The sequence below is a fragment of the Sanguibacter sp. 25GB23B1 genome (assembly GCF_040012415.1).
Classification (GTDB): domain Bacteria; phylum Actinomycetota; class Actinomycetes; order Actinomycetales; family Cellulomonadaceae; genus Sanguibacter.
Genome location: NZ_JBDYKL010000028.1, coordinates 1 through 25413, shown reverse-complemented (window position 1 = coordinate 25413; position 25413 = coordinate 1). Strand labels below are relative to the sequence as shown.

Genomic DNA, 25413 nt, shown 5'->3' with positions numbered 1-25413 from the left:
CCTGACGGATGGTGCTGGACGGGTCGAGGGTGCGGGCGGCCGGCGGCTCGCCCCGCGTCAGCCGTGACGTCGGGCGCCTGGGTCAGGCGAGGCAACCACAGCTCTCGCGGAGCAGCACGGTGACCGGCAGCGTCCTGGTCTGCGGGAGCATCCGCGGGTCGCCGAGCCTGCGGAGTAGGGTGTCCACCGCCGCTCGTCCCAGCTCACGCATGGGTTGGCGGACGGTCGTGATCCGTGGGCGTGACATCTCCGAGGCGTCGATCCCGTCGAAACCGGTGAGGATGACGTCCTCGGGCACACGCACACCAGCGGCGAGCAGGGAGTCGAGGATGCCGAGGGCAGTCTGGTCGTTCGAGCAGACGAGGGCGCGCGGCAACGGTCCGGCGTCGACGAGGCGCCTGCCGAGGACGCGCCCCAGGCTCCGCGTGAAGTCACCGCGCAGCAGAGGCTCGGCCGGCGGCTCGATCCCGACGGCGAGGAGCGCGGCACGGAAGCCCTCGAAGCGGTCGTGGTCGTCCGGAGAGTCTGCGGGACCTCCGACGAACGCGACGTCGCGCACCCCGTGCACGTCGAGGACGTGCGTGGTCATCGCCTGCATCCCGGCGACGTTGTCGGTGCTGATGTGGTCGTACTCGTCCCCCGCACGCGGCCCGGCGATGACGACGACGGGGATGCGGCGGGCGATGTGGGCGAGCAGACGGTCGGGGACGGTCCGCGAGAGCGTGACCATGCCGTCGACGCGACCGGCGAGGTTGTCGAAGATCTCGGAGCCCCGCTCCCCCCGCGCCACCGCGATGGTCACGGCCATGCCGTGCCGCCACGCCTCGATCTCGGTGCCGAGCATGACCTCGCTGATGTAGAGGTCCCCGGTCGGCTCGACGTCGTCGGGCGGGTCGAGCTGCGCGAGGACGGGGCCGTCGGCGTAGGCGATCGGGGCGGGCCCGCCGTCGATCCCGTCGAAGTCGGGGAAGCACAGGCCGATCGCACCGGCGCGGCGCGCAGCGAGGCTGCGAGCGCTCCCGCTCGGCACGTAGCCGAGGTCGAGGACGGCGGCGTGCACGCGGTCCTTCGTCGCTTGCGACACCTCGTGGGGCTTGCGGAACACGCGGGAGACGGTCGCGATCGACACCCCGGCGAGGTCGGCGACGTCGTAGACGGTGGGAGCCTTCGGCATCAGCACCCCCGTCTCGTCACGGCGTCGATCCTACGACACGGCTGCGCCGGGAGCGCGCGGCCGTGGGGTGCGTCGCGGCGCACTGCGCTGCTCAGGCGAGCGAGAGGAAGAGCTTCTCGAGCTCGACGGGCGAGGTGACGCCGTCGGCGTCCGGGTCGGTGAGGCACTCCTTGAGCGCGGTGGAGATGACGAGGAAGCCGGCCTTGTCGAGCGCCTTGGTGACTGCCGCGAGCTGCTGGACCACGTCGCGGCAGTGGACGTCGTCCTCGACGGCTGCGATGACTGCGGCGAGCTGTCCGTGGGCTCGGCGGAGGCGGTTGAGGATCTTGCGTCGTGCCTCGTCGTCCGGGAGCGGTGCTGGGAGTCCTGCTGGGGGTGCAGCGGGGCGGGCCGCGTCGGTCATGAGAGCCCCTTTCGTCGGTGGAGTTGACATCGAACATACCCCAGGGGGTATCGTTTGGCATACCCCAGGGGGTATCAAACATCGAGACGTGCCCCCGACCGACGCAAGGAGATCCGACATGTGCCGAGCAACGACCTGCCGCGTGTGCAGCAAGACGACCTGGGCGGGCTGCGGACAGCACGTGCAGTCGGTCAGGCAGTCCGTCCCCGCTGCGCAGTGGTGCAACGGGAAGCACACGACGGCCGAGGTCGACGCCGCGAGCTCGAACCGCGGCGGCTTCTTCGCCCGCATGTTCGGCCGCTGAGACGAGAGGAACACCATGTTGCTGGAGCGCATCTACGACGAGGACCTCGCCCAGGCGAGCTACCTCATCGGTTGTCAGGCGAAGGGCGAGGCCGTCGTGGTCGACCCCCGCCGTGATCTCGACGTCTACCTCGAGATCGCTGAGAAGAACGGCATGCGGATCACGGCCGTCACCGAGACCCACATCCATGCCGACTACCTCTCGGGTACCCGAGAGCTCGCCGCGCGGACGGGCGCCACGACGTACGTCTCCGACGAGGGCGGCCCGGACTGGACCTACGGCAGCGTGTTCGACGACGCGGTGCGCATGAAGGACGGTCACGAGATCACCCTCGGCAACATCACCGTGCGTGCGGTGCACACCCCGGGGCACACCCCGGAGCACCTGTCGTTCCTCGTCACCGACGGTGCACAGGCCGATGCGCCCGGCTTCATGCTCACGGGCGACTTCGTGTTCGTCGGCGACGTCGGTCGCCCGGACCTGCTCGACGAGGCCGCGGGCGGTGTCGACACACGGTTCGCGGGTGCACGGGACCTCTTCGCAAGCCTGCGCGACCACTTCCTCACGCTGCCCGACTACGTCCAGGTGCTCCCCGCTCACGGCGCCGGGAGCGCGTGCGGCAAGGCGCTGGGCGCGATCCCGACCTCGACGGTCGGCTACGAGCGCACCTTCTCCTGGTGGGCCGGCTACGTCCAGGAGGACGACGAGCAGGGCTTCATCGACGAGCTCCTCGCCGGCCAGCCCGACGCGCACGCGTACTTCGCGCGCATGAAGGTGCAGAACCGGGTCGGCCCCGCCGTCATCGGCAAGCTGCCGGCGCTGGTCGAGTACACGGCCGACGACCTGGCTGCGGCGCTGGAGAACGACGAGGTGATCTTCGTCGACACCCGTCACAACAGCGCCGTGCACGAGGGCACCGTCGACCGCTCCCTGAACATCCCGGGTGTCGCGAAGGCTGCGAGCTACGGCGCCTGGGTGGTCGACCCCGACGTGGAGCAGCGGCCGCTCGTCGTCCTGGCCGGAGATGCCACGGAGGCCGAGGCGCTGCGCGACCACCTCGTCCGGGTCGGCATCGACACCGTCGCGGGGTACACGACCTCGCTCGACGGCCTCGATCTCGTGAAGCCGTCCGTGGTGGCACCGCAGGACCTCGACGGGATCCCGCACGCGCTCCTGCTCGACGTGCGGAACAAGACCGAGTACGCAGCGGGTCACCTGCCCGGCGCTGAACAGCTCAGCGGCGGCCGCGCACTCTGGGCGCTCGACCGGCTCCCCCACGACGGCACGATCGTCACCTACTGCCAGAGCGGTGTGCGCAACAGCGTCACCGCGAGCGCCCTGCGCCGCCTCGGCTACGACGTGGCCGAGCTCGACGGGTCCTACCTCGGGTGGACAGCGATCCCGGGGAACGTCCCGGTCGCTGCGTAGCGCGGCCGGGGAATGGAACTCAGCGTCGTCGTCGCGCTCCTGCTCGCCGTGCTCGTCGGCATCTCTCTCGGGCTGCTGGGCGGGGGCGGATCGATCCTCACCGTCCCGATCCTCACGTACGTCCTCGGCATGGACCCGCAGGAGGCGATCGCCGCGTCCTTGTTCATCGTCGGCACGACGAGCGCGGTGAGCGTCATCTCGCACGGTCGTGCGGGTCGTGTCCGCTGGAGGATGGGTCTCGTCTTCGGGACGGCCGGCATGGCGGGCGCCTTCACCGGTGGTCTCGTCGGTGGGTACATCCCCGGGACCGTTCTCATGCTCTTGTTCGCGGTGATGATGGTCGCGACGGCTACCGCCATGATCCGCAACGGCAAGGGGTCGTCGGAGCCTGAGGCGCCGCCGTCGCGACCGCTCGCGCGCATCGTCCTCGACGGGTTCGCCGTCGGTGTCGCGACGGGTCTCGTGGGGGCGGGCGGGGGCTTCCTCGTCGTGCCTGCGCTCACGCTGCTCGGCGGCCTGCCCGTCGCTGTCGCGATCGGGACGTCGCTGCTCGTCATCGCTATGAAGTCGTATGCCGGGCTCGCGGGCTACCTCTTCACGGTGCAGATCCAGTGGCCGATCGTCCTGGCCTTCACGGCGATCGCCATCGCCGGCTCGTTCGTCGGGACCATGCTCGCGGGGCGCATCCCGGAGAAGGCCTTGCGGAAGGGTTTCGGTATCTTCGTGCTCGTCATGGGCGTCGTGGTCCTGTCGCAGGAGCTGCCCGCCGTGCTGTCTCTGGTGACCGGCTCATGACGTCGCCGCACATCGGCGTCGTACTGCCGGGCTTCACCGTGCCAGTCATCGACGAGCGCGCCGTCCGCGCGGCTGCCGGGATGCTCTTCCTCGCGGGGGCGGTCGGGTTCGGCCTCGCCGCAGCGTCGGGGACGATCCGCCCGCTCCAGCCCTTCGGCATGGTCTTCCTCGTCGACATGTACCTGCGCGTCGCGGTTAGCGACCGCTGGTCACCGACTCTCGCGCTGGGGCGTCTGCTCGTCCGCCGTCAGCATCCAGAATGGGTGGGCGCGCCGCAGAAGGCGTTCGCGTGGTGGCTCGGGTTCGCGCTGGCGGTCGTCTCGTGCGCGAGCACGGGGCTCCTGGCGGCGCCGCTCGGGCTGACGCTCGCGCTGTGCGCCGTGTGCTTGTCGTTGCTGTTCCTCGAGGCGGCGTTCGGCATCTGCGTCGGCTGCACCCTGCAGCGGGTGCTCACCCGGACCCCACCCCAGCACTGTTCCGGCGACACCTGCGCCGTCCACCCCTGATCCGCGTCACACTGGAGGAACCATGAACCGCATCCTGTCCGCTGTCGGAGTCACCCTGCTCGCCCTCACGCTCGCGAGCTGCGGCGGAGACGAGTCCGAGCCCGCCGCCGTCGCCGTGCCCGACGACGCCGTCATCCTCGACGTGCGAACCGCCGCCGAGTACGCCGAAGGCCACCTCGAGGGTGCCGAGCTGCTCGACTTCACGGGCGGCGACCTCTCCGCGGCGCTCCCGACTCTCGACCCGGACACCGAGTACCTCGTCTACTGCGCGTCCGGCAACCGCTCCGGCCAGGCCGTCGCACTCATGGCGGAAGCAGGCCTCACGGAGGTCACCGACCTCGGCGGTATCAACGAGGCCGCCGAGACGACGGAGCTGTCGATCGTCCGCTGACGAGGCTCGAGGATGACGATGCTCTGAGCGAGCCGGGCGGCGCCGCCTGTCCTACCGTGGAGGCCATGACCCAGGACGATCTGGTGGCACCTCGCGGCGCAACGACGCAGCTCGTCCTGGCCACGACCGGCTTCATGGTCGGTTTCTGGGCGTGGGCGCTCATCAGCCCGCTCGGCAAGGCGTACGGCATCGACTACGACCTCACGGACGTCCAGCAGGCGGTCCTCGTGGCCGTGCCGGTGATCGTTGGCTCGCTGGGTCGGATCCCGGTCGGCGCGCTCACGGACCGTCTCGGCGCGAGAATCATGTTCCCGTCGGTCATCGGGCTGACGATCCTGCCGGTCCTCTTCGTCGGGCTGGTCGCCGACTCCTTCGCCGCCCTGCTCGTCGGAGGGTTCTTTCTCGGCCTGGGAGGCACGGCGTTCGCGATCGGCGTGCCGTTCGTCAACGCCTGGTACCCGCCGGCACGCCACGGGACGGCGCTCGGGATCTTCGGCATCGGTATGGGCGGCACGGCGATCTCGGCCTTCACCACCGTCAGGCTCGCGGACGCGGGCGGACGTTCTCTGCCGTTCATCATCGTCGCGTGCGTGCTGGCGGTGTACGCGGTGGTGTCGTGGCTAGCGCTGCGTGACGCACCGGGCCGCACGCCGGGGGCCGTGGGCAGCCTGCTGACCCGGACGTGGGCCACGCTGCGGCTGCCCGCCACCTTGCAGCTGTCCTGGTTGTACGCGGTCGGGTTCGGTGGGTTCGTCGCCTTCTCCGTGTACCTTCCGACGTTCCTCGCGAACGCGTACGACCTCACGACCGCCGACGCCGCTGCGCGCACAGCAGGCTTCGTCGTGCTGGCGGTCCTGTGCCGACCGCTCGGTGGGGCGCTCTCGGACCGGGTCGGCGCGATCCCGGTCTCCGTCGCGTCGTTCGCGCTCGTCACCGTGCTGGCGTCGGTGATCGCCTTCAAGCCGGACCTCGTCCCGATCGGCACCGTGGCGTTCCTCGGCATGGCCGTCGCTCTCGGAGCCTCGTCCGGCGCGACGTTCGCCCTCGTCGCCGCCGTGGCTCCGCCGGAGAAGGTCGGCGCGGTGACGGGTGTCGTCGGTGCCGCGGGCGGGCTCGGCGGCTTCGTGCCGCCGCTGCTCATGGGTGTGGTGTATCAGCTGAACGGCGACTACGACCTGGGGTTCGCGCTCCTCGCGGTGACAGCGCTGGCGACGTTGCTCTTCACGCTCGGTCCGGTGCGGGCTGGGGTGCGGCGCCGGACTTGACGATGAGTGCTCCCCAGCCGTCGTAGTCACCGCCCCTGCTCTCGATGATCGGGACGACGACGGTCAGGAATGCCTCGACGTCGCCGTCGCCGAGGGTCTCGGCTCGCGTCGCTTCCAGCAGCGTCTTGAAGGCGCGCCGTCCGATGACGACCTCGAACCCTGCCGCTCGGAGTGCCTCCGCCGCGGTCTCGGCTGCGGCGCGGCGACGAAAGGATGCGAAGTGCTCCACCGACCGGGATGCGGCGAGGTCGTCGTCGTTCTCGATCCGCACGTCGCGCTGCGCGGTCCACTCCGAGAGCTGCTCGTCGATCGTCGAGGTTCGTGTCATGGGAAGAGTATGCACGCAGGTCATACGGCTAGCGGAGCACTCCGTGCGTGTCTGCCGGCGCGTCGTAGATCCTTGCGGCCTGGTCGCACGACACTCCTCACCGGGCAGCCAGCCAGGCGAGCGCCTCGTCCTCGGTCGTGAACTCGCCCTGGTCCTGAGCGGCGAGCGCCTCAGCGAGGAGGCTCTTGAACTCTGGGCCTGGGTTCCTGCCGGTGTCGATGAGGTGCCGTCCGGTGAGGATCGCCGCTGTCGGGCGGCGGGTCGTGCCCGCGCGCTCGGCGAGCTCGAGCCACCGCTCGGTGTTCCCGGGGCCGCTGGCCGCTCCGCGTCCGCCGCGATCGGCACCGGTCACGAGTGCCCACTCGAGCATCGTGGCCGGGTCCAGGCGTCGGGCCAGGCGACGGACGGCCGACATCGACGGGTCCCTCACTGTCGTGGCGACCATGTGCTCGCGGACGAGCGGCAGCACGCGGTCGATGACGGTTCGCGGGGCGCCGATGCGGACGAGGAGCTGTCGAGCGATCGCGCGGCCGGACTCGTCGTGGCCGTGCGAGGTGATCCTGCCGTCGAGCTCGTGCTGGGTGCTGTCGGCCTTGCCGACGTCGTGGAGCATCGACGCCAGGACGATGACCGCGCGGTCCTGGCCGGTGAGGCCCGCCTCGTCGGCGAGGCGGGCTCCGGCGTCGGCGGCCAGGCGGCTGTGGGCGAAGACGTCGCCTTCCGGGTGCCAGCGCGGGTCCTGCGGGATGCCGCGCTGGGCGGCGACCTCGGGGACGTGCTCGATCCACCCGGTCGCCTCGAGGACGTCGAGAAACGCTGACGGCTGAGCGGCCGACGCCGCCATCGCGGACCACTCCCCCCACACGCGCTCGGTCGGCAGCTCGACGAAGCGCGACGACAGCCCACGGGCCACCGCGACGGTCGACGGGTGCACGGCGAAGCCGAGTCGTGCGGCGAAGCGTGCGAGGCGCAGCACACGCAACGGGTCGTCGGCGAAGGCCGGGGTCGTGTGGCGCAGGATCCTCGCGTCGAGGTCGGCCAGCCCGCCCCAGCAGTCGATGACCTCACCGGTCGCGGGGTCGAAGGCGAGGGAGTTGATCGTCAGGTCTCTGCGCGCGGACGCCTCCGCGAGGCTCGCGAAGGGATCGACCGCCACCTCGACGTCGTCGGGGCCGGGGCCCGTGCGCGCCTCGCGGCGTGGCAGCGCGACGTCGAGCGACTCGCCGCGCGTGCGGATCGTCAGGACGGAGAACGCTCGGCCGACCTCGTCGACCCGAGCGACCTGCGACAGCGCAGCGAACAAGGCATCCTGGCCGAGTCCGTAGACCTCGATGTCGATGTCCTTCGGCGACGTCCCCGGGGCGAGCAGCGCGTCGCGAACGCAGCCGCCGACGAGGAGCGCGTGGCCGCCAGCTCCGGTGATCGCGTCGAGGACGCGAGTGGCTGCGGCCGTCAGCGGGATCGCGGCCGGACGACGGATCTCGGCGGGTCGTCCGGCGAGGATGCCGTGGGTGTCGGCGGAGCGGGTACTCATATCGCCTATGGTGACGCGTCAGGCAGCCCGCTCCCAACCGCGGCCGGCTCAGCCGCGGCTCGTCAGATCCTCGACGCGCTGGCGGGCACGCTCCACCAACCGCGCCGTGCGGGCGACAGTCCGCGTGGCATCGGCCTGCGCCTTGCGCGCGGACCTCATCTCGTCGGCGGTGCGCTCCTCCCCTGCCTCGAGGTCGTGCAGCTCGGCGAGGAGCGCTGCCTTGCGGTCGGCGAGGCGCTGCTGCGCCGTCGCCACGGCGTCGAGAGCGGCCTTCGCCTCGTCGAGCGTGGTGGCCGCGTGGGCCGCTTCGTCCTCCGCACGGGCGCGCGCATCCTCGGCGTCGCGGAGCGCCGCGGCCGGGTCCTGCCCCTCGGCGCTCTCGCGCGCGCGACCGCTCGCCGGGCGCTCGACGTTCGCACGCGCCCCGTCGAGGTCGATCAGCCCCCAGCCGGCGTTCTCGAGGTCGACGACGAGCAGTCCCGAGCGTACGACCTCCGCTGCGCGCGGGTCGGACATCGCGGCGCCGACGGTCCTCTCGAGCGCGAGGGCGGCAGCGGTGCCGAGCTGCCGTCCGTCCTCGGCGACGAGCTCCTCGGCGCGGCGTCGGAGCGTCGCGAAGAGGTCGTGGCGGCGGGCGGCGAGCCGGCGGAGCCCGAGGGTGTCGCCGCCCTCTTGTGCGGTCCGGAGATCGTCACCGAGGTGGAGGATGTCGTCGAGGATCTCGGGGCTCTGCCGGACGATCTGGTTGACCGCCCACGCTGCTTGGGAGGGCTTGCGCAGGTCGCGGACGGCCTGCGCGAGCGGCCGGTCTCCGCTCCCCCGGGCGTCCTTCTCGAGGCGGTTCCGGGTGGGCACGAACTCGGTCAGGGGCTGCCCGTAGAGCTCGTCTGCGGCGCTCTCGAGGTCCATGGGCTCGCTCCTCTCAGGACGGGGATGAAGGGGAAGGCCAGGTTGCGGCCCCTGCGTTCCGAACGGTAGCGGCCAGATCCGTCGGAAGGGGACGAGGGTTCCTACTCGTCGTCCCATCCCTGCGCCGTCTGCCGTCTCGCGAACTCGCGGTTGCTGAAGGTGGCCCGCCGAACCACCTCTGCATCGCTGAAGCTCGCGCCCACGGCTCCCCCGATCGTCCCCATGGACGACGCGAGCCAAGCGAGGCTCACGTAGTCGAGGAAGCCGGCCTGGTCGCGGATGTTCTCCTCGAGGTAGTCGACGTCGATGACGACCAACGCCCCGAGCAGCACGACCGCGAACAGCGCCAGGAACATGGTCGCCACAGCGATGAGGACGCTCGTCACGGTGGCCGCGTTGTAGAGGATGCGGCGCTCGCGCCGATGGTCCCCCTCCGGGGCCTCCCACAGCCCGTGGGAGGCGATGAGCCAGACCGTCATGGTCACGACAGACAGCAGGCTGATGACGAGCAGCCGCCCGGCGCTGAGGTAGTCGGCCATCGACCAGATGCTCGTGTAGAAGATGCCGAAGGCCGCCGTGGCGATCGCCCCGGCCATGGCCGAGGACAAGCGCGGCACGAGCCTCAAGGGCGAGCTGCTCCGCACCATGCCCGCCAGGACCACGACGCGCCCGAGGACACCTTTGAGCGTCCGGACGGTGTCCTGCGAGCCTGGTCCTTCTGGGTCGATCCCCTGAGGATCAGCGTCGACGGTCGCGACGCGCTGGAGGAGCGTGTCGGCTCGAACGGTTCCGTCGTGGTCGCCGGGATCGGAGTGCAGCCTGCCCACCATGCGCACCAGCAGCCGGCACACGGAGCTCGCTCTGCTCAGGCCGAGCGCGGGAACGGCAACCATCCCCCCGCCGTAGCTGGTGTTCACCGTCGCGACCACGGGTTCGTCCAGCTCGTACCGCGGCAGGTCCGAGAGGTAGATCAGGTAGTCCCGCCCGCGTTCCTTGCGCACGTCCGCGACGTTCGCGGCCAGGTGCATGACACCGGCGTCGTCGAGCGGTGCCCAGTACTCCTCGGCACTGACCACCCACTCGACGTCGTCCCCGAGCTCAGCCGCCAGCAGCTCCGGCAGCTCCGGCGCGACCTTCTGCGCCAGCCGCAGCGGCCGCCCCGGGTCGGCCAGCAGCGCAACACTGACCTGGCGGCTCGCTCCCGATGCCTGCTCGTCGTTCACGGTCTCGCCCTCTCTCGGGCTGCTCGGTGCTGCGAGTCAGGCGAGCGTCGCGGTGTCGATGACGAAGCGGTAGCGGACGTCGGAGGCGACGACGCGCTCCCATGCTTCGTTGATCTGGTCGGCGCTGATGGTCTCGATCTCGGAGCCGATGCCGTGCTCGGCGCAGAAGTCGAGCATCTCCTGGGTCTCGCCGATGGACCCGATGGTCGAGCCGGCGAAGGAGCGGCGCGCGGGGATGAGCGAGAACGCCTGGACGGGCAGCGGCGCGGCCGGGGCTCCGACGTTGACGAGCGTTCCGTCGACGGCGAGCAGCGACAGGTAGGCGTTGATGTCGACGTCCGCGCTCACGGTGTTGATGATGAGGTCGAACGAGCTGGCCAGGACGCTGAAGGTGTCGGGGTCGCTCGTGGCGTAGTAGTGGTCGGCGCCGAGCCGCAGGCCGTCTTCCTGCTTCTTGAGCGACTGCGACAGGACCGTGACCTCGGCGCCCAGGGCGTGCGCGAGCTTGACGCCCATGTGCCCGAGCCCGCCCATGCCGACGATGGCGACCTTCATGCCCGCCGTGGCACCCCAGTGACGCAGCGGCGAGTACAGGGTGATACCGGCGCACAGGAGCGGTGCGGCGACGTCGAGCTCGAGGCCGTCGGGGATGTTCAGCACGAACTTCTCGGTGACGACGATCTGCTCGGCGTACCCGCCCTGGGTGAGCGTGCCGTCGACGTCGGTGGCGGCGTAGGTGCCGATGTTGCCCTTGAGGCAGTACTGCTCAAGGCCCTTCTGGCACTGCACGCACTCGCCGCACGAGTTGACCATGCACCCGACGCCGACGCGGTCGCCGACGGAGAACTTCGTGACGTCGGAGCCGACCTCGGCGACGACGCCGGCGATCTCGTGCCCGACGACGAGCGGGTACTGGACCCCGCCCCACTCGGCGCGAGCGGTGTGGATGTCGGAGTGGCAGATGCCGGCGAACTTGATGTCGATGCGGACGTCGAGCGGGCCGACGTCGCGGCGCTCGATGGTGGTGCGGGACAGCGGCTGGTCGGCGGCGGTGGCGGCGTAGGCGGTGACTGTGGTGGGCATGGTGAAGCTCCATCCGGAAGGAGTGGTGGACGAGGGAGAGCTCGACGGGCGTGGCGCCTCGTCGTCGGTCCTGGTCTCTATCGTGCAGCGCACCAGCACGTCCACGCCACCCGAGACCGGCGTGCTGGCGGTGCTCTTCGTCGAGCGCCTCTGTCCTCTGCTGCCAGAGGCCCGCCCTGTGCAGCATCTTCGCGCTCGACTGTGAGATCGACCATGGAGCATGGTGCAGGGGCCAACCACTGTCGGTGGCCTACCTGGTGTGGATCATGCCCGACGTCGCGTCCGCGCAGCCGCCACCAGAGCCGTTCCCAGGACGAGCAGGAGAATCCCGGCAGCCGGGACTGCCGGCGGCAGCACAGCACCAGTGACAGCAAGCGACGCGACTGGTGCGACCGGTGCAACCGGTGCAACTGGTGCGACCGGTGCGACCGGTGCGACTGGTGCCGCTGCGACGGTGAACGCATACGAGATGACCGCCGGGTCGAGGCCGGCTCCGGAGACCGTCAGCGTCAGGTCGTGGGATCCAGCAGCCGTCCCGACGGGGATGGTCACCGTCCCGTCGAGGATGCCGTCGCTGCCGATCGTGAACGACGAGAGCGTTGTCGACGCCGAGCCGAGCTCGACAGTGACAGTCGCCTGCGGCGGAAGACCGGTGGCGTAGAGATCGACCGTGTCACCCGCGCTCACCGTCGCACCCGTGAGAGGGGTCGATCCGGTGAGAGCCGTCGGGTCGAACGCGAACGGCGTGGCAGCGACCGTGGCGCTGGCGGTCCCCGTCCCGGCCGCGGTCACGGCCGAGACACGAAGCTCGTACGTGCTCCCGTTCGTCAGGCCGGTGATGGTCGCCGGCGACGCTGGGGCCGCAGCCGGTGTCGTCCACGCGCCGGAACCGGTGCGATAGGCGATCTCGTATCCGTCGACCGGGGCACCACCGTCATCGGCGGGCGCCACCCATGACACGACGGCCGAACCGTCACCCGAGACGACCGACACCGAGGTGGGCGCACCGGCCAGACCCGCGACGGCGAATGCGTACGAGGCGGTCGCCGGGTCGAGGCCGGGTCCGGAGACCGTCAGCGTCAGGTTGTGAGATCCGGCAGCCGTCCCGACGGGAATGGTCACGGTCTCGTCGAGGATTCCGTCGCTGCCGATCGTGGACGACGAGAGCGTTGTCGACGCCGAGCTGAGCTCGACAGTGACGGTCGACTGGGGCGGAAGACCGGTGGCGGAGACATGCACCGGGTCACCCGCGGCCACCGTCGCACCGGCGAGGTCGGTCGATCCGGCGAGAACCGTCGGATCGAGAGCGAACGGCGTGGCAGCGACCGTGGCGCTGGCGGTCCCCGTCCCGGCCGCGCTCACGGCCGAGACACGAAGCTCGTACGTGCTCCCGTTCGTCAGGCCGGTGATGGTCGCCGGCGACGCCAGGCCCACCGCGGTTGTCGTCCACGCACCGGTACCGGTGCGATACGCGATCTCGTATCCGTCGACCGGGGCACCACCGCCGTCGGCGGGCGCCACCCATGACACGACAGCCGAACCGTCACCCGAGACGACCGCCACCGAGGTGGGCGCACCGGCCCGAGCCACGAACGGCGACACGTACGTTCGGAAGAAGAAGTCATAGTTGGCATAGCGCTGGGTGCCGTAATAGGAGGCTCCGCGCGCGTAGTAGTCCGCGTCAGGGCCGCTGAAGGCGAGCCTTGCGGTGCTTGTCGAGTAGACGAAGCCGTAGTCGGTTCCAGCGACAACCGGCTGCGTCGAGACGATCGGCACAGAGAACCACCCGGAACCCGTCGCCGTCCCCGTCCCGGAGCCGATGATGGTCTCGCTCGGGGCGCCGTTGGCGTCCAGTGCCACGACGTCCACGGTGACGCTTCCCGCCACCCCTTCCATGGAGTAGAGGTCGATGCCGGAGACGCCGCCGCTCAGCCCGGCTCGGAAGGTCTGGGCCCAGGTGCCCGCCCCGAAGGAGCTGACGTAGGAACTACTCGTGTGGGCCTGGTCGAGCGTGCCGCTGGGCGCAGCCTGGGCTGTCGTCGGGAAGAGCAGGCCGGCAGCCATCAGAGAAACCGCAGCGACCACCGCAGCGAGATGCCGCGCATCTCGGTGTCGACGATGCAGCTGGGGCGAAAAAGGGACAGATGGCACGCGTATCTCCGATGCTGGAGGACACCGAGATCGATGCGCCTGTCGGGAGCCTACAGCCCGGCCGTCGACCGGCTCTCCACAGCGGTCGACTTGCACCAGCTCGGTAAGCACCAGGTGGTCACGGGGCGGAATTCCTGTGCATGGTTCTGATGGGTTTTCATCCCATACCGGGTCGAGATTCGGTCTCGGCCTGAAGCTCAGTCACACCTGAGCGCCCCGTCCGGTCTTCACTGTGTGCCGGCTGCGGAACACCCCGCGCCGCCTGGACGGAAGGTTCGCTCATGTCGAAGATCGTCGTCATCGGAGGTACCGGCCTCATCGGCTCCAAGGTCGTCGCCAAGCTCACCGAGCACGGCCACGACGCCATCCCCGCGTCACCCAACTCCGGGGTGAACACCCTCACCGGTGAAGGCCTCGCCGAGGTTCTCACCGGTGCCGACACCGTGCTCGACGTGTCGAACTCGCCCTCGTTCGCGGATGACGACGTGATGGCCTTCTTCACCACCGCTACCACCACCATCATCGCCGCCGCCCAGGCAGCCGGGGTCGGCCACTACGTGGCCCTCTCCGTCGTGGGTGCCGAGCTCATGGTCGACAGCGGGTACCAGCGCGCCAAGGTCGCCCAGGAGAAGCTCATCAAGGCCAGCGGGATTCCCTATTCGATCGTGCACGCCACCCAGTTCTTCGAGTTCGTCAAGAGCATCGCGGACACCGCGACGGCGGGCGACGAGGTGCGTCTCTCCCCCGCGCTGATCCAGCCCATCGCGGCCGACGACGTAGCGACAGCCGTGGCCCGGACCACGGCCGGCGAGCCGCTGAACGGCACCATCGAGGTCGCCGGGCCCGTCGAGCTCGGCCTCGACGACCTCGTCCGGTCCGGTCTGGCCGCTGCAGGCGACCCCCGCACCGTGGTCAGCGACCCTGAGGCCACGTACTTCGGCCAGAAGCTGGGTAGGCGGATGCTGCTCCCGGGGGCGGACGCCGTCATCTTCGGCACCACCTTCGACGAGTGGCTGGCCTCCGCAGCCCCCGCTCCGACCAGGTAGCGGGCGCCGAGACGCCGATGGTCTGGCCGGCGGGCCGTCCGGATCAGACCGCGTTCCAGTGACGGAGCTTGTCCGGGTTGAGGACCAGCCAGATGTCCAGGATCCGGCCGGCCTGGATGCTCGCGCTCAGCACACCCAGCACGCGTCCGCCATGCCTGAGGACGAGGCCGGACGCGCCATTGACCGACTGTTCGCTGGCGGTCGTGGCCGGCACCTGTGAGAGCACCCGGACGATCAGGCGAGCGGCCTGCTCCACCCCGCGGACGGACGACGGGGAGACGCCCACCCTTCCGCCGCTGTCGATGATGACGGTGATGTCGGGGTGCAGGGTCGCCCGGACCTCGGTCTCGTCCCGCCGCGTGCAACCGGAGAGAAGATCGAGCACGACGTCACGATGGGATGTCCCCGGGACGTCATGGACCCCGCGGAGTCGGATCTGCCGGCGTTCGGACCACGTCGAGGGGCCGGTCCGCGCACCCAGGACGTCGTCAGCGGATTCTGGGCCGAGCTCCCCGGTCACGCGCGGGCAGACGAGACGCGGTGCAGCTTGTCCGGGTTCATCATCCAGAGCACCTGGTGGATCCCGGCATCACCGACCGTCATGCTGAGCGCGGTCGTCACCGTACCGTCGTCTTCCGTCAGCGTCACGGCGTGCTGACCGTTCAGCTCGACCCAGGACACGGTCTTGCCTGCCCAGAAGTGACCGGAGAACGCGGCGACGAACGTCGCGACGCGGCTGCGACCGATCACGGGGATGCGTGCGGCCTGCTTCACCCCGTTGCCGTCGGAGTAGCTCACGACGTCGGAGGCGAGAAGATCCTCGAGGGCAGAGATGTCGCCGTCCTGGGCGGCCTGCAAGAAGGCGGCCAGCAGCCGTCGCTGCTCGGTCGGCACCACCTGCGCCTTCCGCTCGGTGGCGAGCTTCTTGCGGGCGCGGCTGAGGAGCTGCCGGGTGGCGGGTTCCTTGAGCTGCACGATGCGGGCGATCTGCTGGTAGGGGTAGTCGAACGCCTCGCGCAGGATGTATGCCGCGCGCTCGGTCGGGCTGAGCTTCTCCATCAGGAGGAGCATCGCGAAACCGAGAGCTTCGCCTCGCTCGGCGCCGAGGGACGGGTCATCGGCCGTGTTGACCGGCTCGGGCAGCCACGGACCGATGTAGGTCTCGCGGCGGCGGTGCGCGGACTGCAGCACGTTGATCGACAGCCGGGTGGTCACCGTGGCGAGGAAGGCTGCGGGGTCGCGCACCGCGCTGCGATCGCAGGTCTGCCAGCGCAGCCACGTGTCCTGGACGATGTCGTCGGCTTCCGAGGCGGTGCCGAGCATGCGGTAGGCGATCCCGAACAGGCGCCCGCGCACCTCGGCGAAGACGGCGACCGCGTCGTCCAGCCCCGCACCGTTGGCGGCGGGGTGCGACTGAGCCGGACTGCCTGTCTCGAGATGCATCTGGGTGGTCTCTCCTGGTCTGCTCACAGCCGGGGCAACTGGCCTCAGTGAACTATGACCGCGCAGCAACCGCATCTGTGACACGGGCGCCGCACCTAGATGAAGAGGAGCTGGGCGCCTGCCGTCTTCTCGATGAAGTCGGCGGCGGAGATGACACCTTCGATGTCGTCCCGGAAGTCGGACTCGTCGAGGTCGTACATGTCGGCTGAGAGCCGGCACGCCCACAGGTGGCCGCCGGCCGCGGCGATCTGGTCGAGGAACTCGGGCACCTCGGGGACGTCCATCGCGGCGAGCTGCTTCTTCATCATTTTCGTCGCCATGGTCGAGACGCCGGGCATGGGTGCCAGCGCCTGCGGCATGCGGACCTCCTCGGGCAGGTTGACCCTGCCGAGCACGCCGGGCCGCGGCACGTCCTTGAGCGGTAGGTGCATGGCGGTGTTGGCGACAGGCGAGAACGCCAGGTCGTTCATGCGGGACTTCATGATCATGTCGAAGCCCCAGAAGGTGAAGAACATGTGCGTCTCCACCCCCTCACCCAGGGCGGCATTGGCGAGGATGAGCCCCGGGTATGCCATGTCGAGGGTGCCCTTGGAGCAGATGATGGCGAGCTTCCGGTCTGAGTCCTCGTCGTCGAAGCTGGGGACGGGGAAGGGTGCGGGGCTCGTGTCGGTGGTCATGTCGGTGCCTCTCAGACGCAGCCGTGCGGCTTGGGGAGGCCGGCGATGTAGGACATCTTCCGGCCCGGCTTCTTGGGGAACAGCGCGAACTGCTCCTTGACGGGGATGCCACCGACGGTGTTGACCCGCCGCGTGGTGGCCGTCACGCCCTGCGTTGTGAAGTCCTCCCGCAGGAAGCGGATGACCTTCCAGTGGGCGTCGGTCATCTCGATGCCGATCTGCTGGGCGAGCACGCGGGCGATGTCTTCGTCCCACTCGTCGTACTCGGTGAGGAAGCCTTCGTCATTGACGTGGACCGGCTTGGCGTTGATCTCGATGACGGGCATGGTCGTCACTTTCCGCTCGCGCCGGCGGTCTCCTTGCCGGCCATGGACATGTGGGATGGGACGGGCATGGGCAGGCCGCGCAGGAGCACGTTCCAGTACACGTGGCGGAAGGCGAGCTTCCCCCAGTGGTTGGCGCGGGTCTCCTTGAGCAGGCTCAGCGGTCCGAACCTCGAGTAGGGGTAGACGCCGGGCAGCGGCTCGGTGTCGTAATTGAAGTCGATGAGCAGGCCTTTGCCGTGCCCGGACTCGATGAAGCAGTTCGCGTGCCCGTCGAACAGGTCGGTCATCGGGCGGCCGTGGATGTGGTTGAGGAAGTTGTGCACGAGGCCGTCGGCCTCGAAGTGCGCGACCGAACCGGCCTTGGAGGCGGGGATGTCGTTGGCGTCGCCGATGGCGAAGATGTTCTCGTGTGCCCGCGAGAGCAGGGTGCCACGGTCGACGGGGACGTAGTTGAGCTCGTCGCCCAGGCCGGAACGTGCCACGTAGTCCGCGCCCATGTTCAGCGGGACGGTGACGAGCAGGTCGAAGGGCACTTCGCGCTCGTCCATCGAGACGAGCGTCTTGGTGTCCGGGTCGATGTGCTCGACGGCGAAGTCCGGTTCGATGAGGATGTTCCGCTCCTCGAACATCGACCCCAGGTGTGCGGAGGCGACGGGCTTGGTGAACGCCCCCTCGAGCGGGGTGACGTAGACGATCTCGACCTTGTCCCGCATCTTCTTCTCCTCGAAGAAGGCGTCGGCGAGGAACGTGAACTCCAGCGGCGCGACGGGACACTTGATGGGCATCTCGGTGACGTGGACGGCGAGGCGCCCGCCCTCCCACGTCGCGAGCTTGTCGCGCAGGGCGACGGCGCCGTCGAGCGTGAAGAAGTCGAAGATGCTGCGCCGCCACTCCCCCTCCGCCATGCCCGGCGTCTCCTCGGGGCGCGGGGAGGTACCGGTGGCGATGACCAGCTGGTCGTAGTCCAGGGCCCGACCGTCCGCCAGGAGCACACGGCTGAGCTCGGGCTCGATGCGGTCGATCTCGCCGAGGACCAGGTCGACGCCAGACGGCAGGTACCTATCCCGGGGCTTGATGAGGTCCTTCGGCTCGTAGACGCCGAAGGGCAGCATCAACAGCCCAGGCTGGTAGAGGTGGACGGCGTCGCGATCGACGACGGTGATGCGCCAGTCGGCCTGCCGCAGCTTCCGGCGCAGCTTGTTCGCCACCATGGTGCCGGCCGTGCCGGTACCCAGGATCACCAGACGCTTCATCGCAGTCTCCGCTCCGTTGCAGTACCCCTCTAGCGTCTTCCCGGCCGGGCCCGGATCACAGGGCCGTAGGTCCTACCCCTGGGGGTATTTCTTCGACCTCGGGACGAACTTCTCGGTGACGACGATCTGCTCGGCGTACCCGCCCTGGGTGAGCGTGATGCGCATCAGCACTCGATGACATTGACCGCAAGTCCCCCCGTACTGGTTTCCTTGTACTTGGTGGACATGTCAAGACCGGTCTGGCGCATGGTCTCGATGACTGTGTCGAGGCTGACGACGTGCGATCCGTCACCCTGGAGCGCGAGCCGCGTAGCGGACACTGCGGTGCATGCGGCGATGGCGTTGCGCTCGATGCACGGCACCTGCACGAGCCCTCCGACGGGGTCGCAGGTGAGTCCGAGGTTGTGCTCCATGGCGATCTCGGCGGCATTCTCGATCTGAGGCGGGGTCCCTCCCATCACAGCGGTGAGAGCACCGGCGGCCATCGAGCACGCGGACCCGACCTCACCCTGGCACCCGGCCTCCGCTCCGGAGATGGACGCGTTGCGCTTGTAGAGCGCGCCGATCGCCCCAGCAGTCAACAGGTAGGTGCGCATGGTGGCGCGGCGCGCCTCCTCGTCCTGGGCCAGGTCGGCTCGCTGGCGCAGCAGGTGCCGCCCGACCGCCGGGATCACCCCGGCAGCTCCGTTCGTGGGGGCGGTGACGACGCGACGGCCGTCGGCGTTCTCCTCGTTGACGGCCATCGCGAAGGCCTGCAACCACTCGATGGCCGTATCCTGCCCGCGCTTCTCCAGCTCGGAGAGCTGATCCCCCAGCGCCCGCGCACGTCGCTTCACGGTGAGAGAGCCAGGCAGCACACCCACACGCGCGAGCCCGGCGTCGACGCACTCCGACATGACACGCCAGATCGCGTCGAGCCCACTGATCACGTCCGCGGCGGGGCGGAGCGAGCACTCGTTCTCCCAGGCGATCTGCGCGATGCTCATGCCGGTCGCCTCGCACAGGACGAGGAGCTCGTCCGCGCTCGCGAAGGGGTGGGGGACGACGTCGCTGATGTCCGCGGCGGGCACCGGCGGGCGGTGGGTCGGGTCGGCTCCGCGGGCGGCGCCCGAGGCATCCACGGCAGCGAGATCTTCGGCGGCGACGACGAATCCGCCACCCACGGAGTAGTAGTCCTTCGCGGACAGGATGGTCGGCGTGCTGGGCTCGTCCACTGGGGCGAACGCCGTGAACCGCATCCCGTTGGGGTGCCCGGGCATGCGGGTGAGGGGAGCCAACATGATGTCGTCGCTGGTCATCGTGATCTCTCGACCGCCGGAGACAGCGTGGGTCTCGTCGAGCTCGACGGTGCACCCGTCTCCGAGAGCGGCGACGCCACCGGGGATCGCTGCCGGATCGCATGTCTCGGGGGCGTGTCCGCGCAGGCCGGCCAGGACAGCGTCAGGAGTACCGTGACCGAGGCCGGTGGCTCCGAGCGACCCGCACAGCTTGACCGTCACTCGTCCCACCTGTGACAGAACTCCCTCGTCGGCGAGAGACGCGACGAAGGCCGTCGCAGCACGCATGGGCCCGACGGTATGGGAGCTGGACGGCCCGATCCCCACGGAGAACAGGTCGAGCACGGAGATGTAAGAAACCATGGGCCCATACTGAACCCCGCGGGCCGTGTCTGGCACACCAGAGCCGGGAGACCACGCCCCCGGATGAGCGATCACCAGCGGCTGTGCGACCTGGACCCGGAACAGTGGGAACACGTCGGAGCATTGACAGCAGAGTGTGATGAGGATCGCACTCAAAGAGGTGTTTGCTCCCCGCGGGGGACCTCCAGCCGGCGAACAGCCCGGCGGTCACGACCGCGCCGTCCGGTGAGGGCAGCCGGCGGGTCTTCCGCATCCGAGCTCTCAACCGTCTGCAGCACACCGACAGGGACGTCGCGGCGAAGATGACGGTGGTCAGCGCAGTGTTCAACCTCGACGTCACGCTGCGCGGCCCGGGCTGGCACAACGTGACGACCGCGATCCCGGACGGGACGCACGCGCTCGTCATCACGCCGGACAGCGCTGCGACGGAGCCGACCGCCTGGCCGTACTTCGCGCAGCCGCCCGCGACGGGTTCGCGCGCGAGCAGGATCTGGACCGAGGAACGTGCCACGATCACGGTCGCCGCGGGCCGCATCACGCAGGTGACAGGCAGCGCGAACGTCACCCTGAGCGGAGACTCCCTGACGGTCGGCCTTGGCCCGCTGTGGGCGCACACTCCGCACCGGCGGGCTCGCACGGCGGACCCCACGATGATCCTCGTGCACCACACCGGGGGCACCACACCGCTGCCGTCGGACTTCCTCGAGGACTCACGCCCGGCGTCGCCCCACTACGTGATCACACCGGACGGGACGATCGTCAAGATCGCCGACGAGCGCACCGACACGAGCTTGCACGCCGGTGCATCGCGCTGGCGCGGTCACTCCTCGCTCAACGACGTGTCGGTCGGCATCGAGGTGGTCCACGCCACCGGCCCGTACCCGGCGGTCCAGATCCAGGCGCTCACCACCCTGCTGGGACAGCTCCGGACGACGTTCACCGGCGTCAGCGTGCGCGACGTCGTCGCGCACTCCGACTGCGGCACCACCGACTCGGGCCTGCTGGGCCGCAAGCTCACCGACCCTGGCCGGACGATGGACTGGCCCGCCCTCGAGGCGGCCGGCCATGCGGTGGCGCCTGCGACCGACGCCGCGACCTTCACGACGCCGGTCACGGATATCTACCACCAGTTCTTCGCGACCAACGCGGCACGCCGGATGATGCCGCGGGCGAGCACCACGCCGCCGCTGGCGACAGCCGTGGCCGATGCGCACCGGGAGCTCAAGATCGACCTGAGCACGATCGGCTATCACATCCCTGCCGGAGACCTCACCTCTGCGGAGTACACGGACTCGACCGCACGGGCTGTCGCCACCTTCATGGATCGGTACTTCTCAGGAGTGCGGGTGCGGCCGCATGCTGCGTACTCGTGGAACGTCGACTTCGCCACAGCCCAGATGATCAAGCGGGTGCTTCGGGCGGTGACGCCCTGAGCGTCAGCGTCGTCGAACAGATGCCGATCGCAAGGGTCGCGTGAGGGCGCATCCGCCGCAGCCACGATTCACCTAGTTGAGCGCCGCGTCTGAGCCGTGTTCGCTTCGCGCGGGGTGGCCCCATATCCTCGGCTGCGAAGGGCCTTCTCTTTGCAGCACCCGTGCCCGAGTGTGGAGTTGACCGTGGACAACGAGCTTCAGCTGATCAGTGATGGCGACGGTGTTGCCATCATCGGCGATGCGTCGACGATCGAACGTTTCCTCGTCTCCGAGGGGCTTCCCTCGAGGGACCTCGGGTTGCATCGGCTCGGAACAGCGCTCCGGGCGGGGGGTGCAGCGGCCCAAGCCGGTTCCGAGATCGCCGCCAACTCGGGCCGATGGGTCAAGTTGACCAAGGAGTCCGCACAAGCCGTCAAGAAGTACGGCCTGATGAAGAGCACGAAGTCAGGCCTCAGCCTTGGTGTGGTGCAAGCGAAAGGCGCGCGGGGCATCAAGGGGATCGTCGAGTTCTCCAAAGGTCCTGGAGCGACCTTGACCAACCCAGCGATGCTTGCTGGCGCCGCAGGAATCATGGCGCAGATGGCGAACCAAAAAGCCATGGATGAGATCACCGACTATCTGGCGACGATCGATGCGAAGGTCGACGATCTGCTCCGAGGCCAGAAACATGCGGTCCTGGCGGACATGATTGGAGTGGACTTCGTCATCGAGGACGCCATGACCACGAGGGAACAGGTGGGGCGCGTCTCCGAGGTCACGTGGTCCAAGGTGCAGGCAACGTCCGTGACGATCGCTCGAACTCAGGCATATGCGCTGCTTCAGCTCGACGCCCTCGCGAGCAAGATGGAGCTGAAGACCAAGATCGGCGACCTGGCCAAGGCCTCCAAGGACATCGAGCCCGATGTGCCGGAATGGCTCGCCGTGCTGGCTCGCTGCTCCAAGCTGCAGGATGGGATCTCTGTATTGGAACTCGACCGCGTGCTGGACGCATCCCCCGAGGAGCTGGACCAGCACCGCCTCGCATTGAGGGGCGCTCGACAGAACCGCATGCGGCGGATCACGGCGACGACTGACCAACTCTTGGCGCGCATGGACGCCGCCGTTGGCACAGCCAACTCCAAGATGCTGCTCCACCCAAACACCTCGCGAGCAGTGGTGACTTCGAGCAATAACGTCGCCGTCCGCATCACTGACTTCCACGGACAACTCGGGATCGAGGCCAGCCGAGAGGCGCTGGAGACGAGACGTTGGATCGATGCGGCTGTGGACGTGAGGGACAGGGTCCTCAAGACAGGAGCGGTTGGTGTCGACGCGGCCCGAGACCTTGGCAGCGAGTCCTTCGAGCGAGCCAGATCGGTGACGGGCAGAATCACAGACGAGATCACGGAACGAGCGAATCGTCGACGCAACGGCAAGGCGGGCGACGAGACCTGAAGGGTCACCGACCGCCAACCGTGCGACACCTCCTTCTACTCGAGGGACCAATGCCTGCTCCTGACTTCTCTCTGCTACTGGTACCCACCATGACCGAAGGGCGCACCACGACCGCATGGCACCAATTCGGGAGGGTGACGACGCGCTCCCACGCCGCATTGATACGGTCGCCGCTGATGGTCTCGATCTCGGAGCTGATACCGCGCTCGACTCAAAAGTCGAGCACCTCCTGGATCTCGCCGGTGGACCCGACGGTCGAGCCAGCGAAGGAGCGGCATGCCGGGCTGAGGGAGAACGCGCGTTGCACGGGCAGCGGCGCCGTCGCGGCTCGGACGTTGACGAGGGTGCAGTCGACAGCAAGCAGCGACAGGTAGGCGCTGATACCGATGTCGACGCTCTCCGTGTTCATAATGAGATCGAAAGGGTTGGCCAGCACGCTATAAATCTCGAGGTCTCTGGTGGCGAAGTGGCAGCGAGCGCCGAGGCACAAGCCTCGGAACGGGCGCTTCGACGATAATCGCCGAGGTATTGTGACAGTAGATGTTCGACTCGTGTTCGGCGGATGGGCTCAGTCCGATCGCGCCGCGTCGGCTGCGGTGGTCCGAACGAGTCGACGCACCCGCCCGGTTCCAGGGTCTACTGCAGACGAGTGCAGTTTGAACAGCGCGTCGAAGGCCCAATACGAACTGCCCCTGATGATCACGCCGATCGGCTCTGCCAGCCGCGCGCCGTACCGCCCTGATCGAGCACGGACGCAACTCTGCCGCTCTAGGGAGCTCGGAGCCTTAAATTCATGATACGCACCAGGTACGCGACCCGCGAACTGGAACCGCCTAGAAGGGAGCGTCAGACCTCCTGATGCCATCACGACTGCCTAGTTGCGCTGCCACCTTCCCCGCATTCTAGCAAAGAACTTTCGCTTTGATGGATCCACCTCCGCTGTCGGTTGCCCATTCTGTTCATCAGTTGGCGCGGCACGAATCGCAAGACTCATCAAGTCATCAAGATCAGGCGGCTCGGTTGGCAACTCAGGTAGAACAGATCGAGGCCTTTGATACCGCATAAGGGGATCGCGGTAATCCTGCATCCTCAGATCCGACCACTCGAGCCCGTTCCACGAGGCGACGATGGCGATACCCGGCTGGTCAGCATCGTTCGACACGCTATAGGTCCCGGGAACCACGTCGTTCACCTTCGCAACCCACAGCGGACTCCCATACACAACATGCGGTTCGTCGCCGTCGCCATCCTCGACCCCGTCGACTCGAAGGAGCATTTCGTAGACGCCCTCCTGGATCAGTGGCGAATCTCGACGCACACCCTCATCGAAGAAATATCGATCTAAGCCGCGAAAGGTCTCCCCAAAATCGGCACGAGAACGCAAATCCACGCTTGAGTTGAGATCGTCCCCAATTACCACAACTGCAACAGAAGCCAGGAGTTCCTGAAAACCGCCCACGACCGACGGCCACCACGTAGCTCTGCCATTCTCACCCTGAGATGCTGGCACCTTTCCCATACCCAGCAAATGATCGCGATGCCCATAGGCGAGAATCCGCAGCCTTTCTGAGCGCCCTACCCACCATGCCGTCTCATGGAATTCCTCGCGGTCACCGTTCCACGGCCAGGCGGTGCCACAAGACGCAATCGCGCGGACCAAAAGCCAATGGCCGACCCGCGGAGAAGCCTCATAGGAGAGCATCCGGTTGCGCTCGATCAGGCTCGCAGCCGAATTGAGCAGGTCACGCGTGCCGCGACGATGCGAATTCACACCCCCGCCGCCCATCGCAAAGGGGAGAGTGAAGACAAAACCACGCTCATCAGCATCGAGCAACATCTGCTTCAGCTTCGCCTCTGAGCAATACACTAGGTTCTTATATCTGGTGTCGGCGTCAAGCGGCGAGAAGTTCTTTTCCATGCAGCCTACTGTACCGAACACTCACTAATTGGGCTCATCCCAATCGAGGGTGTAGGCGCGGTGGTGGGGTCCGCGGCGGGGTAGACGTCGAGGTTCCCTGATGATGGGAGTTCCTACACTGCCCATCCAGAGAACCTCGACATGTCTGACGCTACCTTCGTGTGCCCTGATCTGACCACGTTCTGCCGTCTCGACGAGCTCGGTCTCGTGGTCGCTGGCCAACGCTTGGACGCCGACCGCGCGGTCCTGGCGTGCCGGGTTGTCGAACGTGACCAGTGGTGTCGACGCTGCGGCTGTGAGGGCAGCGTTCGTGACACTGTCACCCGGCAGCTGGCTCACGAACCGCTCGGCTGGCGACCCACGACCCTGCTGATCAGGGTCCGGCGGTACCGGTGCACCGGTTGCGGGCACGTGTGGCGCCAGGACACCACGAAGGCGGCCGAACCACGAGCCAAGATCTCGCGCCGCGGGCTGCGGTGGGCGCTGGAGGCGATCGTCGTACAGCACCTGACGGTTGCCCGCGTTGCCGAAGGGCTCGGGGTCGCGTGGGACACCGCCAACGACGCCGTCCTGGCCGAAGGCAGACGGGTCCTGATCGATGATGAGCACCGCTTCGCCGGCGTCAGAGTCCTGGGCGTCGACGAGCACGTGTGGCGCCACACCCGCCGCGGGGAGAAGTACGTGACCGTGATCATCGACCTGACCCCGATCCGCGACGGCACAGGTCCAGCACGGCTCCTCGACATGGT

Annotated in this window: 26 protein-coding genes and 1 pseudogene; 11 read left to right on the top strand and 16 right to left on the bottom strand. The window is 68.6% G+C overall.

Annotation, left to right across the window (positions count from 1 at the left end):
• Nucleotides 1-82 precede the first annotated feature (82 nt).
• Both ABKW26_RS14700 and ABKW26_RS14695 read right to left on the bottom strand, forming a co-directional pair.
• The gene (locus tag ABKW26_RS14700) at nt 83-1174 is read right to left on the bottom strand and encodes a LacI family DNA-binding transcriptional regulator (protein ID WP_348594528.1); all 1092 of its coding nucleotides are present in this window, start codon (nt 1172-1174) and stop codon (nt 83-85) included.
• 91 nt (nt 1175-1265) lie between these two features.
• A complete protein-coding gene (locus tag ABKW26_RS14695) occupies nt 1266-1577 on the bottom strand; it encodes a metal-sensitive transcriptional regulator (RefSeq protein WP_348594527.1) in 312 nt (103 codons plus the stop codon).
• A gap of 118 nt (nt 1578-1695) precedes the next feature.
• Here ABKW26_RS14695 and ABKW26_RS14690 point away from each other — a divergent pair, with 118 nt between their 5' ends.
• The 6 genes from ABKW26_RS14690 (at nt 1696) to ABKW26_RS14665 (ending at nt 6266) form a co-directional block, all read left to right on the top strand.
• Nucleotides 1696-1881, top strand: a complete 186-nt coding sequence (locus ABKW26_RS14690; protein WP_348594526.1) for a hypothetical protein — start codon at nt 1696-1698, stop codon at nt 1879-1881.
• Nucleotides 1882-1896: 15 nt separating this feature from the next.
• On the top strand, nt 1897-3309 hold the full coding sequence (locus ABKW26_RS14685) for an MBL fold metallo-hydrolase (RefSeq protein ID WP_348594525.1): 1413 nt from the start codon (nt 1897-1899) through the stop codon (nt 3307-3309).
• A 12-nt stretch (nt 3310-3321) separates the two neighbouring features.
• The gene (locus ABKW26_RS14680; protein WP_348594524.1) at nt 3322-4104 is read left to right on the top strand and encodes a sulfite exporter TauE/SafE family protein; all 783 of its coding nucleotides are present in this window, start codon (nt 3322-3324) and stop codon (nt 4102-4104) included.
• A complete protein-coding gene (locus tag ABKW26_RS14675; protein WP_348594523.1) occupies nt 4101-4610 on the top strand; it encodes a DUF4395 domain-containing protein in 510 nt (169 codons plus the stop codon). The genes ABKW26_RS14680 and ABKW26_RS14675 overlap by 4 nt, the downstream gene beginning before the upstream one ends.
• 22 nt (nt 4611-4632) lie before the next feature.
• Nucleotides 4633-5001 (top strand): rhodanese-like domain-containing protein, encoded by a 369-nt coding sequence (locus ABKW26_RS14670; protein WP_348594522.1) that lies wholly within the window; start codon nt 4633-4635, stop codon nt 4999-5001.
• Between the two features lie 65 nt (nt 5002-5066).
• The gene (locus tag ABKW26_RS14665) at nt 5067-6266 is read left to right on the top strand and encodes an MFS transporter (protein ID WP_348594521.1); all 1200 of its coding nucleotides are present in this window, start codon (nt 5067-5069) and stop codon (nt 6264-6266) included.
• Here ABKW26_RS14665 and ABKW26_RS14660 read toward each other — a convergent pair.
• From ABKW26_RS14660 to ABKW26_RS14640, 5 genes are all read right to left on the bottom strand, one after another.
• Nucleotides 6223-6594, bottom strand: a complete 372-nt coding sequence (locus ABKW26_RS14660) for a ribonuclease E inhibitor RraB (protein ID WP_348594520.1) — start codon at nt 6592-6594, stop codon at nt 6223-6225. The genes ABKW26_RS14665 and ABKW26_RS14660 overlap by 44 nt on opposite strands.
• 97 nt (nt 6595-6691) lie before the next feature.
• Nucleotides 6692-8128, bottom strand: a complete 1437-nt coding sequence (locus ABKW26_RS14655) for an HD domain-containing protein (protein WP_348594519.1) — start codon at nt 8126-8128, stop codon at nt 6692-6694.
• Between the two features lie 48 nt (nt 8129-8176).
• Nucleotides 8177-9037 carry a hypothetical protein gene (locus tag ABKW26_RS14650; protein WP_348594518.1) on the bottom strand — a complete coding sequence of 287 codons (861 nt, stop codon included), beginning with the start codon at nt 9035-9037 and terminating at the stop codon, nt 8177-8179.
• Between the two features lie 101 nt (nt 9038-9138).
• Nucleotides 9139-10260 (bottom strand): hypothetical protein, encoded by a 1122-nt coding sequence (locus ABKW26_RS14645; RefSeq protein ID WP_348594517.1) that lies wholly within the window; start codon nt 10258-10260, stop codon nt 9139-9141.
• 36 nt (nt 10261-10296) lie between these two features.
• Complete coding sequence (locus tag ABKW26_RS14640; RefSeq protein ID WP_348594516.1) at nt 10297-11343, bottom strand: NAD(P)-dependent alcohol dehydrogenase; 1047 nt, start codon at nt 11341-11343, stop codon at nt 10297-10299.
• On the opposite strand from ABKW26_RS14640, the gene ABKW26_RS14635 reads away from it, so the two are divergent.
• On the top strand, nt 11342-11548 hold the full coding sequence (locus tag ABKW26_RS14635) for a hypothetical protein (protein ID WP_348594515.1): 207 nt from the start codon (nt 11342-11344) through the stop codon (nt 11546-11548). The genes ABKW26_RS14640 and ABKW26_RS14635 overlap by 2 nt on opposite strands.
• A 59-nt stretch (nt 11549-11607) precedes the next feature.
• Here the strand turns inward: ABKW26_RS14635 and ABKW26_RS14630 are convergent, their stop codons facing one another.
• Entirely contained in the window at nt 11608-13407 is a 1800-nt protein-coding gene (locus tag ABKW26_RS14630; protein WP_348594514.1) for a fibronectin type III domain-containing protein, read from the bottom strand.
• Nucleotides 13408-13775: 368 nt separating this feature from the next.
• Here ABKW26_RS14630 and ABKW26_RS14625 point away from each other — a divergent pair, with 368 nt between their 5' ends.
• On the top strand, nt 13776-14540 hold the full coding sequence (locus ABKW26_RS14625; protein ID WP_348594513.1) for an SDR family oxidoreductase: 765 nt from the start codon (nt 13776-13778) through the stop codon (nt 14538-14540).
• A gap of 43 nt (nt 14541-14583) precedes the next feature.
• Here ABKW26_RS14625 and ABKW26_RS14620 read toward each other — a convergent pair whose 3' ends face one another.
• The 6 genes from ABKW26_RS14620 to ABKW26_RS14595 all read right to left on the bottom strand — a co-directional run bounded on the left by ABKW26_RS14620 (nt 14584) and on the right by ABKW26_RS14595 (nt 19879).
• Entirely contained in the window at nt 14584-14925 is a 342-nt protein-coding gene (locus ABKW26_RS14620) for a hypothetical protein (protein WP_348594512.1), read from the bottom strand.
• A gap of 131 nt (nt 14926-15056) precedes the next feature.
• A complete protein-coding gene (locus tag ABKW26_RS14615) occupies nt 15057-15983 on the bottom strand; it encodes an RNA polymerase sigma-70 factor (protein ID WP_348594511.1) in 927 nt (308 codons plus the stop codon).
• A gap of 95 nt (nt 15984-16078) precedes the next feature.
• Nucleotides 16079-16660 carry a DsrE/DsrF/DrsH-like family protein gene (locus tag ABKW26_RS14610; RefSeq protein ID WP_348594510.1) on the bottom strand — a complete coding sequence of 194 codons (582 nt, stop codon included), beginning with the start codon at nt 16658-16660 and terminating at the stop codon, nt 16079-16081.
• Nucleotides 16661-16671: 11 nt separating this feature from the next.
• Nucleotides 16672-16986, bottom strand: a complete 315-nt coding sequence (locus ABKW26_RS14605) for a TusE/DsrC/DsvC family sulfur relay protein (protein ID WP_348594509.1) — start codon at nt 16984-16986, stop codon at nt 16672-16674.
• Between the two features lie 5 nt (nt 16987-16991).
• A complete protein-coding gene (locus ABKW26_RS14600; protein ID WP_348594508.1) occupies nt 16992-18239 on the bottom strand; it encodes an FAD/NAD(P)-binding oxidoreductase in 1248 nt (415 codons plus the stop codon).
• A 164-nt stretch (nt 18240-18403) separates the two neighbouring features.
• Nucleotides 18404-19879, bottom strand: a complete 1476-nt coding sequence (locus tag ABKW26_RS14595; RefSeq protein ID WP_348594507.1) for an L-serine ammonia-lyase — start codon at nt 19877-19879, stop codon at nt 18404-18406.
• Between the two features lie 164 nt (nt 19880-20043).
• Here ABKW26_RS14595 and ABKW26_RS14590 point away from each other — a divergent pair, with 164 nt between their 5' ends.
• On the top strand, nt 20044-21312 hold the full coding sequence (locus ABKW26_RS14590) for an N-acetylmuramoyl-L-alanine amidase (RefSeq protein WP_348594506.1): 1269 nt from the start codon (nt 20044-20046) through the stop codon (nt 21310-21312).
• A gap of 183 nt (nt 21313-21495) precedes the next feature.
• A complete protein-coding gene (locus ABKW26_RS14585) occupies nt 21496-22746 on the top strand; it encodes a hypothetical protein (protein WP_348594505.1) in 1251 nt (416 codons plus the stop codon).
• A gap of 211 nt (nt 22747-22957) precedes the next feature.
• Here ABKW26_RS14585 and ABKW26_RS14580 read toward each other — a convergent pair whose 3' ends face one another.
• Nucleotides 22958-23155, bottom strand: a complete 198-nt coding sequence (locus ABKW26_RS14580) for a hypothetical protein (RefSeq protein ID WP_348594504.1) — start codon at nt 23153-23155, stop codon at nt 22958-22960.
• A 465-nt stretch (nt 23156-23620) separates the two neighbouring features.
• Entirely contained in the window at nt 23621-24664 is a 1044-nt protein-coding gene (locus tag ABKW26_RS14575; RefSeq protein WP_348594503.1) for a hypothetical protein, read from the bottom strand.
• Nucleotides 24665-24805: 141 nt separating this feature from the next.
• Between ABKW26_RS14575 and ABKW26_RS14570 the strand changes: the two are divergent.
• Nucleotides 24806-25413: pseudogene (locus ABKW26_RS14570) on the top strand (ISL3 family transposase); the annotation flags it as partial.

Excerpts from the sequence above, each read along its gene's own strand:
- ABKW26_RS14700 (WP_348594528.1), bottom strand. The coding sequence starts at position 1,174 with ATGCCGAAGGCTCCCACCGTCTACGACGTCGCCGACCTCGCCGGGGTG.
- ABKW26_RS14695 (WP_348594527.1), bottom strand. The coding sequence starts at position 1,577 with ATGACCGACGCGGCCCGCCCCGCTGCACCCCCAGCAGGACTCCCAGCA.
- ABKW26_RS14690 (WP_348594526.1), top strand. The coding sequence starts at position 1,696 with ATGTGCCGAGCAACGACCTGCCGCGTGTGCAGCAAGACGACCTGGGCG.
- ABKW26_RS14685 (WP_348594525.1), top strand. The coding sequence starts at position 1,897 with ATGTTGCTGGAGCGCATCTACGACGAGGACCTCGCCCAGGCGAGCTAC.
- ABKW26_RS14680 (WP_348594524.1), top strand. The coding sequence starts at position 3,322 with ATGGAACTCAGCGTCGTCGTCGCGCTCCTGCTCGCCGTGCTCGTCGGC.
- ABKW26_RS14675 (WP_348594523.1), top strand. The coding sequence starts at position 4,101 with ATGACGTCGCCGCACATCGGCGTCGTACTGCCGGGCTTCACCGTGCCA.
- ABKW26_RS14670 (WP_348594522.1), top strand. The coding sequence starts at position 4,633 with ATGAACCGCATCCTGTCCGCTGTCGGAGTCACCCTGCTCGCCCTCACG.
- ABKW26_RS14665 (WP_348594521.1), top strand. The coding sequence starts at position 5,067 with ATGACCCAGGACGATCTGGTGGCACCTCGCGGCGCAACGACGCAGCTC.
- ABKW26_RS14660 (WP_348594520.1), bottom strand. The coding sequence starts at position 6,594 with ATGACACGAACCTCGACGATCGACGAGCAGCTCTCGGAGTGGACCGCG.
- ABKW26_RS14655 (WP_348594519.1), bottom strand. The coding sequence starts at position 8,128 with ATGAGTACCCGCTCCGCCGACACCCACGGCATCCTCGCCGGACGACCC.
- ABKW26_RS14650 (WP_348594518.1), bottom strand. The coding sequence starts at position 9,037 with ATGGACCTCGAGAGCGCCGCAGACGAGCTCTACGGGCAGCCCCTGACC.
- ABKW26_RS14635 (WP_348594515.1), top strand. The coding sequence starts at position 11,342 with ATGGTGAAGCTCCATCCGGAAGGAGTGGTGGACGAGGGAGAGCTCGAC.
- ABKW26_RS14640 (WP_348594516.1), bottom strand. The coding sequence starts at position 11,343 with ATGCCCACCACAGTCACCGCCTACGCCGCCACCGCCGCCGACCAGCCG.
- ABKW26_RS14630 (WP_348594514.1), bottom strand. The coding sequence starts at position 13,407 with ATGGCTGCCGGCCTGCTCTTCCCGACGACAGCCCAGGCTGCGCCCAGC.
- ABKW26_RS14625 (WP_348594513.1), top strand. The coding sequence starts at position 13,776 with ATGTCGAAGATCGTCGTCATCGGAGGTACCGGCCTCATCGGCTCCAAG.
- ABKW26_RS14615 (WP_348594511.1), bottom strand. The coding sequence starts at position 15,983 with ATGCATCTCGAGACAGGCAGTCCGGCTCAGTCGCACCCCGCCGCCAAC.
- ABKW26_RS14610 (WP_348594510.1), bottom strand. The coding sequence starts at position 16,660 with ATGACCACCGACACGAGCCCCGCACCCTTCCCCGTCCCCAGCTTCGAC.
- ABKW26_RS14605 (WP_348594509.1), bottom strand. The coding sequence starts at position 16,986 with ATGCCCGTCATCGAGATCAACGCCAAGCCGGTCCACGTCAATGACGAA.
- ABKW26_RS14600 (WP_348594508.1), bottom strand. The coding sequence starts at position 18,239 with ATGAAGCGTCTGGTGATCCTGGGTACCGGCACGGCCGGCACCATGGTG.
- ABKW26_RS14595 (WP_348594507.1), bottom strand. The coding sequence starts at position 19,879 with ATGGTTTCTTACATCTCCGTGCTCGACCTGTTCTCCGTGGGGATCGGG.
- ABKW26_RS14580 (WP_348594504.1), bottom strand. The coding sequence starts at position 23,155 with ATGAACACGGAGAGCGTCGACATCGGTATCAGCGCCTACCTGTCGCTG.
- ABKW26_RS14575 (WP_348594503.1), bottom strand. The coding sequence starts at position 24,664 with ATGGAAAAGAACTTCTCGCCGCTTGACGCCGACACCAGATATAAGAAC.